2 protein-coding genes and 1 rRNA gene are annotated in these 1,961 nt (G+C 32.0%); 2 read left to right on the top strand and 1 reads right to left on the bottom strand.

Annotated features, from left to right (window positions below; genetic code table 11):
* Nucleotides 1–21 precede the first annotated feature (21 nt).
* Nucleotides 22–138 (top strand): 5S ribosomal RNA (gene rrf, locus BCI01S_RS24395).
* Nucleotides 139–220: 82 nt separating this feature from the next.
* Here rrf and BCI01S_RS24400 read toward each other — a convergent pair.
* Entirely contained in the window at nucleotides 221–1,252 is a 1,032-nt protein-coding gene (locus BCI01S_RS24400) for a serine hydrolase domain-containing protein (RefSeq protein WP_061801338.1), read from the bottom strand.
* 189 nt (nucleotides 1,253–1,441) lie between these two features.
* On the opposite strand from BCI01S_RS24400, the gene BCI01S_RS25560 reads away from it, so the two are divergent.
* Nucleotides 1,442–1,615 (top strand): hypothetical protein, encoded by a 174-nt coding sequence (locus BCI01S_RS25560; RefSeq protein ID WP_156485504.1) that lies wholly within the window; start codon nucleotides 1,442–1,444, stop codon nucleotides 1,613–1,615.
* The last annotated feature ends 346 nt before the right edge of the window (nucleotides 1,616–1,961 follow it).

Consider the following 1,961-nt stretch of genomic DNA (forward strand, 5'->3'; position numbering starts at 1 on the left):
AATAACCTCACAAATAAATAGTCTGGTGGCGATAGCGAGAAGGTCACACCCGTTCCCATACCGAACACGGAAGTTAAGCTTCTCAGCGCCGATGGTAGTTGGGGGTTCTCCCCCTGTGAGAGTAGGACGTCGCCAGGCGCTAAAAGACCAAAAAGCAATATGCTTTTTGGTCTTTTTTTGTGGAGAAAAGTGCTGGCTTAATTTATTGTAAGGGACAGACTTATTCCATTTTTAATATTAGCTGATCTTCAATGAGTTTTGAAACTTCAAACGCACCTTCAGATTTGTTTGAACAGATAACAGTATGAATTTGTGATTTGGGGTAAAAGGCAGAATGAAAATTAACTCCAGGATCGTAACCCATAATATGATATTTAAAAATAGCATTTTCCTTTTTCTCTATCCATAACCCATAACCATAAAATCCGGTTGATTTCTTTGTTTGAATAAATGGAGTAAGTAACTTGGAAGTATATTCATCACTTAATAATTGATTAGTTAGAAGTGCATTCCATAAACTTGACATATCAAGTGCAGTTACAAATGCGCCTCCATCTGCACCGCCTTTTGCAGGCAATGAGTAAATATTTGTTCTCCATTTATTGTTCGGCAAATCGATATAACCTAAAGCAGTGTTTTTTGGAAGAGCATCTAATTCATAATAACCAGAGTTTTGCATTCCGACCTTTTTAAAAATATTTTCTTCGATAAAATCAGTAAATGACATTTTACTTACTTCCTCGATGACCAATCCAAGCAAAATATATCCTGCATTATTATAATGAAATTTTTCACCGGCACTTGATTTCATTGGTTTATTCTGAAAAAGAGGCAAAAAATCGGTTAACTTTCTTATGTGATACATGGGAAGGTCTATCCACAACTCCTCGAAATCATCCATTATTTCCTCGTCGAAATAGTCGGGTATTCCTGCTGTGTGTGTTAAAAGGTGATGAATGGTAATATCTTTATTAAAATTTGGAAAAATAATAGGAAGACAGTCTTCTAATTTTGATTCAAAAGATAGTTTACCTTTCTCGACAAGTTGGCAAATAGCGATTGACGTAAATAATTTACATCCTGATGCAATGCCGAAGCGTGTATCTATAGTGTTTTTTATGTTATCGCTACGATTTGCGTAACCATAACTGGTTGAAAATAAAATATTTTCTGCTTTTTTTATAAGAATGGTTCCTGAAAACTTATTTCTATTTACTGTAATTTTTATTTGGTTTTCTAAACTAGTTTCCATTGCATCTCTCGCTTTCTAGTTAGTATATCTTTAGTCTCACTTAACTCCATCCATATTGTACCATATAATTTATTTCCAAAAGAGCCATTGAAGTATCATTCGGGTTTTGGAAATTAAATACGGATTTTTGTATGGAACAAAATAACACGTTTCTCTCATGTAAAAGTTAATATAGTGGGGAAAATAAAAATGAACCAAAAGAATATTCTTGGGTTAATTCCTTTTCGCAAGTATAAGGACGATGATAAAAATTTCAATAGAAAGAAACGAGAAAAAATTATTATGGTTTTTTGGGAGAAGGCAATAGAGGTTGGCGATGAGTATTCAAAGTACCCTATAGATTGTTGTAAGATAAGACTATAATAATCAAAGAAGGGAAATTTTACTTATGTAAATTAATAAGGTAATCGTGATTTCCTGCTGTACTCAATATTTTGTTAATCTCAAAATAGAGATTTTATTAAAAATTTAAGAGATCAGTATGCTTTTATCAATTAGGATTAAGAAAAAAGAGTGCTTAAGGTAAGCGTATATATGCTAGAATGAAAAAAATAGTTGACTATTAAATGAATAATTGGTATTATATAAAAGTTGCCTCAAACGGCAACGATAATTGATAATTTAATAAGTTAAAAGTTTTTAAGAAAGTTATTGACTAGTAACTATTAAATATGATATGATATAAAAGTTGCATCTGATAGCAACAAAC

Origin of the sequence: Niallia circulans NBRC 13626 (assembly GCF_001591585.1) — a bacterium.
GTDB lineage: Bacteria > Bacillota > Bacilli > Bacillales > Cytobacillaceae > Niallia > Niallia circulans.